General features: G+C 70.7%; 6 protein-coding genes. 4 read left to right on the top strand and 2 right to left on the bottom strand.

Annotation, left to right across the window (positions count from 1 at the left end; all coding sequences use genetic code 11):
• Positions 1-2,216 (top strand): spermidine synthase (locus FL311_RS40250; RefSeq protein ID WP_153882724.1); only part of this gene is annotated, 2,216 nt, incomplete at its 5' end.
• Positions 2,217-2,218: 2 nt separating this feature from the next.
• On the opposite strand, the gene FL311_RS40245 is transcribed toward FL311_RS40250, so the two are convergent.
• Entirely contained in the window at positions 2,219-2,995 is a 777-nt protein-coding gene (locus FL311_RS40245) for a YoaK family protein (RefSeq protein ID WP_141332939.1), read from the bottom strand.
• 65 nt (positions 2,996-3,060) lie between these two features.
• Positions 3,061-3,405, bottom strand: a complete 345-nt coding sequence (locus tag FL311_RS40240; protein WP_141332938.1) for a histidine triad nucleotide-binding protein — start codon at positions 3,403-3,405, stop codon at positions 3,061-3,063.
• Positions 3,406-3,602: 197 nt separating this feature from the next.
• On the opposite strand from FL311_RS40240, the gene hprK reads away from it, so the two are divergent.
• From hprK to FL311_RS40225, 3 genes are read left to right on the top strand one after another with little or no spacing between them, the layout of a single operon-like run.
• Complete coding sequence (gene hprK, locus FL311_RS40235; protein WP_046716385.1) at positions 3,603-4,568, top strand: HPr(Ser) kinase/phosphatase; 966 nt, start codon at positions 3,603-3,605, stop codon at positions 4,566-4,568.
• Positions 4,565-5,428: an RNase adapter RapZ gene (gene rapZ, locus FL311_RS40230; RefSeq protein ID WP_141332937.1), complete on the top strand. Its 864-nt coding sequence runs from the start codon at positions 4,565-4,567 to the stop codon at positions 5,426-5,428. Before hprK ends, rapZ begins: the two co-directional genes overlap by 4 nt.
• A gap of 6 nt (positions 5,429-5,434) precedes the next feature.
• Positions 5,435-5,983 carry a manganese efflux pump MntP family protein gene (locus tag FL311_RS40225; RefSeq protein ID WP_141332936.1) on the top strand — a complete coding sequence of 183 codons (549 nt, stop codon included), beginning with the start codon at positions 5,435-5,437 and terminating at the stop codon, positions 5,981-5,983.
• The last annotated feature ends 113 nt before the right edge of the window (positions 5,984-6,096 follow it).

Below are 6,096 nucleotides of genomic sequence, written 5' to 3'. Positions count from 1 at the left end.
ATCCGTTCCTGGTGGAGCCCTGGGTGGGGCGCGGCGCGCAGGCGTGGGGCTGGGGCGTGGGCTTCGTCCTCTTCGCGGTGGCCTGCGCGGTGTGCGCGGTGGATGTGCTGCGCCATGAGCGCGCGGCAGCGACAACCGTCGCGGGACAGCGCGGCGTCGCGGTGACGCACGTGGCGGTGGGCGCGGAGCCACGGCTCGTGGTGGGGGCTGGCGCCGAAGGGGGCTCGGGTGCCGATGCGAATGCCACGCTCGCGGCAGGCGCGGAGTCACGGCTCGCGGTGGGTGCTGGCGCAGCAGGGGGCTCGGGCTCCGATGCGAATGCCACGCTCATGGGAGGCTCGCGCGAAGCCGAGCGACACGGGGCGGCGGGCGCTGGCAGAGTGGTCTCGGGCTCGCTCGTGGCGGGCGCGGAGCCGCGAGCGACGGTAGGGGTTGGCGGAACGGTTTCGGGCGTCGATGCGAAGGCCTCGCCCGTGGCGGGCGCGGAGCCGCGAGCGACGGGAACGGTTTCGGGCGTCGATGCGAGCGAGGCTCTCGCCGGAGGCGCTTCGCGCGGAGGGACCGCCGGGGACGCCACGGACACCGAGGCCGCGCACGCAGCCGCCTTCGAGGCGATGAAGCAGGAGGCGCGCGGTGGCGCGCCGGACGTCCCCGCGACGGAGCACCCGTCGAAGCCCGGCGTGAGGCAGACGCTGGAGTGGCTGGGGCTGTCCACGTGCGCGTCCGTGCTGCTGCTCGCCACGACGAACCAGCTCTCGCAGGATGTGGCCGCGGGGCCGTTCCTCTGGGTGCTGCCGCTCGCGGTCTACCTGCTCACCTTCATCCTCGCCTTCTCGCGCGAGTCCTTCTACTCGCGCACGCTGTACTCGGTGCTGCTCATCGCCTCGGGCGCGGCGGCGGCGCACGCGCACGCGGCGGGTCCACACTTCCCGCTGCCGCTGCTGCTGCTGGCCTACGCCGCGTCACTCTTCGCCGGTTGCATGGTGTGCCACGGCGAGCTGTTCCGGCTGCGCCCCGCGCCTCGGCACCTGAGCGCCTTCTACCTGTGGGTCTCCGCGGGCGGTGTGCTGGGCGCGCTGTTCGTCAGCGGCGTGGCCACGAACTTCTTCCGCGCCTACTGGGAGTATCCGCTCTCGTTGGGCGGCTGCTGCCTCGTGGCGCTGTTGGGCCTGGCGAAGGCGCCCTCGGACGAGACGCGCGGCCGGCGCGTGAGCCGGATGCTGCGCGGCGCGATGCTCATGATGGTGACGACGAACCTGTTCCTCTCGATGAGCCAGGACCTGGAGCGGGCCCGGTTCAGCGAGCGCAACTTCTTCGGCGTGGTGCGCGTGATGGAGCAGAACGCGGAGGACCCGGCGCTCCACCTCTTCGGCCTGCGCCACGGCGCCGTCACCCACGGCTGGCAGCTCGCCTCGCCGGAGAACCGCACGCGCCCCACGACCTATTACACGCGAGAGGCGGGACTGGGCCTGGCCATCGCCGAGCAGCGTCGACTGCGCGAGGCGGTGGGGCTTCCCCCCGGCCTGCACGTGGGCGTGCTCGGCCTGGGTGTGGGCACCAGCGCGGCGCTGCTCGAGAAGGGCGACCGGGGCCGCTACTACGAAATCAACCCGGCGGTCATCGAGCTGGCCCAGGGCAAGGGCGGCTTCTTCAGCTTCCTCGCCGACTCACCGGCCACCGCGACGATGGTGGAGGGCGACGCGAGAATCTCCCTGGAGCAGGAGCTGGAGCGCGGCGAGCCGCAGGGCTTCGACGTGCTGTCCCTGGACGTCTTCTCCTCGGACGCGGTGCCCGTGCACCTGCTCACCGAGGAGGCGGTGGCCCTCTACAAGCAGCACCTGGCCCCCCACGGCGTGCTGGCGATGCACATCAGCAACGTGCACCTGGACCTGGTGCCGGTGGCGCTGGCACACGCGCGCAAGCTGGGCATGCACGCGACGTTCGTCTTCCACGAGACGAAGGACGACGCCCTGCGCAGCAACTGGATGCTGCTGAGCCCGGACCGCGAGTTCTCCTGGGGCCCCACCTTCACCCGCGCCACCGCGCGCGTGCGGCGCCTGGGCCTGCGCGGCGAGCCGGACTTCACCTGGACCGATGACCGCAGCAGCGTGCTGCGCGTGCTGCGCCAGGGAGGCCCCGACTCGCGCGTCCTGGACGTGGAGGCCTCCTCGGGCCCGCCGCCCACCCAGCCCCTGGCCCAGCCCGCGCCAGAGTGACGTCACGCCTGTGACGTGGAGTCTCGCGGCGCCCCGCGCGCCGCGGCCGGGCTCAAGTCCAGCCCGATGAGCAGCAGCAGCACCACACACGGCAGCCCCAGCGCCGCGGGGCCGTGGCGCAGGTAGAGCAACGGCCCGCCAGTGCACCCCAGCAGGAACGACAGCCCCAGTCCCAGGTGCAGCCGCGTGCGCTCGAACTCGATGGCGGAGGGCAGGGCGCGCAGGCGCCGGAGCACCCCCCTCACCCCCTGGCCGCGCGAGCCATCCCGCACCCACGCGAACATCTGCACCAGCTGGATGCCGATGTCCGTGAGGATGCCGGTGACATGCGTCGTGCGCACCACCGCGCCGGACACGCGCGTGACGAGCGCGTTCTGCAGCCCCATCGCGAACGCCAGCCCCCACAGCAGCACCGGGGCCCGCGTCCCTGGCGCCGAGTCGAGCGCCACGCCGATGCCCGCCAGCGTCACCACCTCCACCGCGAGCGCGGCCACGTGCCGCCCCCGCTCGCGCCGTCGGGACGCATCCAGCAGCGCCGCCGCGCACACCGCGCCGACCACGAAGGCCAGCAGCACCTGGGCGGCCCGGAACGCCAGCGCGCCGTCCCCCAGCGCGAGCGACTCGCCCAGGGACGCCATGTTCCCGGACATGTGGGACGTGTGCACGCCGAGCGCCACGAAGCCCGTCGCGTTCACCGTGCCCGCCACCGCCGCGAGCAGCAGGGCCAGCACCGTGTAGGCACGACGATTCGCGGGAGTCGATTCCGTGGAGAAGGGCATCGCCGGCGCACCCCTCGCGCCTCACGGGACAGACACTAGCAACCGGTGGGCCCCACCGCTTCGCCTCACCCCGGCGGCCAGGTGAGCGAGCGGCCAGCCAGGAGGTGCAGGTGGATGTGGAACACCGTCTGCCCCGCGTCGCCGTTCGTGTTCATCACCACCCGGTAGCCGTTGGCGTCGTGGCCCAGCTCCTTGGCCAGCTTCGCCGCCGCGGTGAAGAGGTGGCCCACCGTGGCCTCGTCCTCCGCCGCGATGTCGTTCACCGTCGGGATGTGCTTGTGGGGGATGAACAGGACGTGCGTGGGCGCCTGAGGGTTGATGTCCTTGAACGCCAGGCAGACGTCGTCCTGGTAGACCACTTTGGCCGGGATGTGGCCGTCTCGAATCTTGCAGAAGAGGCAGTCGGACATGGCCGGGGCTTACCAACCCGCCGGACGCCGGGAAATGGCCATGGCGCGCATTGTTGAGGCGCCAAGCGGTGGCCCCGGACCCCCGGGGCCGACAGGCCGGTGGTCGGGTGGGCGTTCGGCGGTGGAGGTGGGGAACGACACCCCCCGTGGGCACTTCGACTCAAAAGGTCCCACCGGTGATATTCCAGGCCCCGACGATGAAATCCATCCGCATCTCCCAGCTCATCGAGGACCACGACTACGACCTGCGGCTGACGCTCGTCGCGGGCGCGGCGGGCCTGACGAGGACGGTGGACTCGCCGCGCATCCAGAAGCCGGGGCTGGCGCTGGCGGGGTTCACCGAGCACCTCCACCCCCGCCGCGTCCAGGTGTTCGGCAACACCGAGATTTCCTACCTGGCCACCCTCCCCGAGTCGCGGCAGCGCGAGGCCCTGTCCAAGCTCTTCGAGGAGGAGGACCTGGCCTGCGTCGTCGTCACCAAGGAGCTGGAGATTCCCCCCGTGCTGGTCACCGCCTGCGAGGCGGGGGGCCTGGCCCTGATGAAGACGCCGCTGCTCTCCAGCGACTTCATCACCCGCGTCCAGTCCTTCCTGGAGGAGGCCCTCACCGAGTCCAGCAGCCTGCACGGCGTGCTGATGGACGTCTTCGGCGTGGGCATCCTGCTCCTGGGCAAGAGCGGCATCGGCAAGAGCGAGATTGCCCTGGACCTGGTGATGCGCGCCCACCGCCTGGTGGCCGACGACATCGTCGACGTCACCCGCCGCAAGGGCGCCGTCTACGGGGCCGGTAATCCGGTCATCAAGCACCACATGGAAATCCGGGGCTTGGGCATCATCAACATCAAGGACCTGTTCGGCGTGGCGGCGGTGCGCGAGCAGAAGAAGATCGAGCTCGTCATCGAGTTGCAGGAGTGGGACCCCCATCAGGAGTACGACCGGCTGGGGGTGGAGGACAAGCACCTGCAGATTGTGGGTGTGGACATCCCGCTGTCGGTGGTACCCGTGCGTCCTGGCCGTAACATGGCGACCATCATCGAAGTGGCCGCCCGCAACCAGTTGTTGAAGCATCAGGGCCACCACTCGGCGCGGGAGTTCGCCGAGCGGCTCAACCGAGCCATCGCCGAAGGGGCGATGCGCCGCACCCTGGGAGAAGAGGTCGAGTGACCGCGCCCGCGAAACAGTTGGTCGTCATCACCGGCATGTCCGGCTCCGGCAAGTCCACCGCCATCCGGGCGTTGGAGGACGCGGGGTTCTTCTGCATCGACAACCTGCCGGTGGTGCTGTTGCCCAAGCTCACGGAGCTGGCGGGCGGTGGCAACATCGAGCGCATGGCGCTGGTGGTGGACGTGCGCGAGGGCGTCTTCCTCAAGGAGGCCCCGCGCATGCTCGACGAGGTGCGCCGCGCGGGCCACCACGTGGAGGTGCTCTTCCTCGACTCGAGCGACGACAGCCTCATCCGTCGCTTCAGCGAGACGCGCCGCCGCCATCCGCTCGCCCCCAACGGCACCGTCGCCGACGGCATCAAGGCGGAGCGCGAGGCGCTGCGTGACTTGCGCGAAATCGCGGACCAGGTCATCGACTCGTCGGTGCTCAACGTCCATGACTTGAAGCGCATGGTGCAGGCGCGCTTCAGCCCGGAGCCCGCCGCGGGCCCCAGCCTGTCGGTGATGTCGTTCGGCTACCGCTACGGCGTGCCGCCGCAGGCGGACCTGGTGCTGGACGTGCGCTTCTTGCCCAACCCGTACTTCGTCCCGGAGATGAAGGGGCTGACGGGCAAGGTGCCGAAGGTGGCCGCGTACGTGCTGGACCGCGACGAGGCGCAGCAGTTCCTCGAGAAGGTGGTGGACCTCTGCCGCTTCCTGTTCCCCCGCTACCAGAAGGAGGGGAAGGCGTACCTCACGGTGGCGCTGGGGTGCACGGGTGGCAAGCACCGCTCGGTGGCCATCGCGGCGGAGCTCACCCGCCGGCTGACCGATGAGAACACCCGCGTCCAGCTATGGGACCGGGACATCGAGAAGGAATAGCCGGAGATGACCCTGTTCCTGCTCGCGCTCGGGGTGGCGATGGACGCCACCGCCGTCTCCGGAGGCATGGCCATCCGCGGGGCGCGCCCTCCGGACATCCTGAAGCTGGCGGTGACGTTCGGCCTGTTCCAGTTCGGCATGTCCCTGGCCGGCGCGCTCGGGGGCAAGGTCATCCTCACGCACTTCGCGGCGGTGGACCACTGGATTGCCTTCGGGCTGCTCGCCCTGGTGGGCGGGCATATGATCTACGAGGCGTTCTCCCACGACGAGGAGGAGCGCGCCGCGTCGACGGGCATCAAGCTGCCCATGCTGATGACGCTGGGGGTGGCCACCAGCATCGACGCGCTCGCTGTCGGCGTGACGCTGCCCGCGCTGGAACTGGGCGTCATCCTCTCCACCGGCCTCATCGGCGTGCTCACCTTCGTGCTGTCCGTCCTGGGCGCGTGGGCGGGCAAGCGGCTGGGGGAGCGCTTCGGCACCAGCATCGAGCTGCTCGGAGGCGTGGTGCTCATCGGCATCGGCCTCAAGACGCTCGTCGAGCACCTGAACCACTGACGTCCCCACTGGCGGGCCCTCGCGAGCGACGGCCTTGTCGGAGATGAGTCAAGGTTGCGAAGTGACTCATGACGCGCCATGGTGGGAATCCGTGGCGCGGGTGGGGTGGGCGA

Origin of the sequence: Myxococcus sp. AB025B (genome assembly GCF_006518215.1) — a bacterium.
Taxonomy (GTDB): domain Bacteria; phylum Myxococcota; class Myxococcia; order Myxococcales; family Myxococcaceae; genus Myxococcus; species Myxococcus fulvus.
This window is presented reverse-complemented; position numbering and strand designations above follow the sequence as displayed.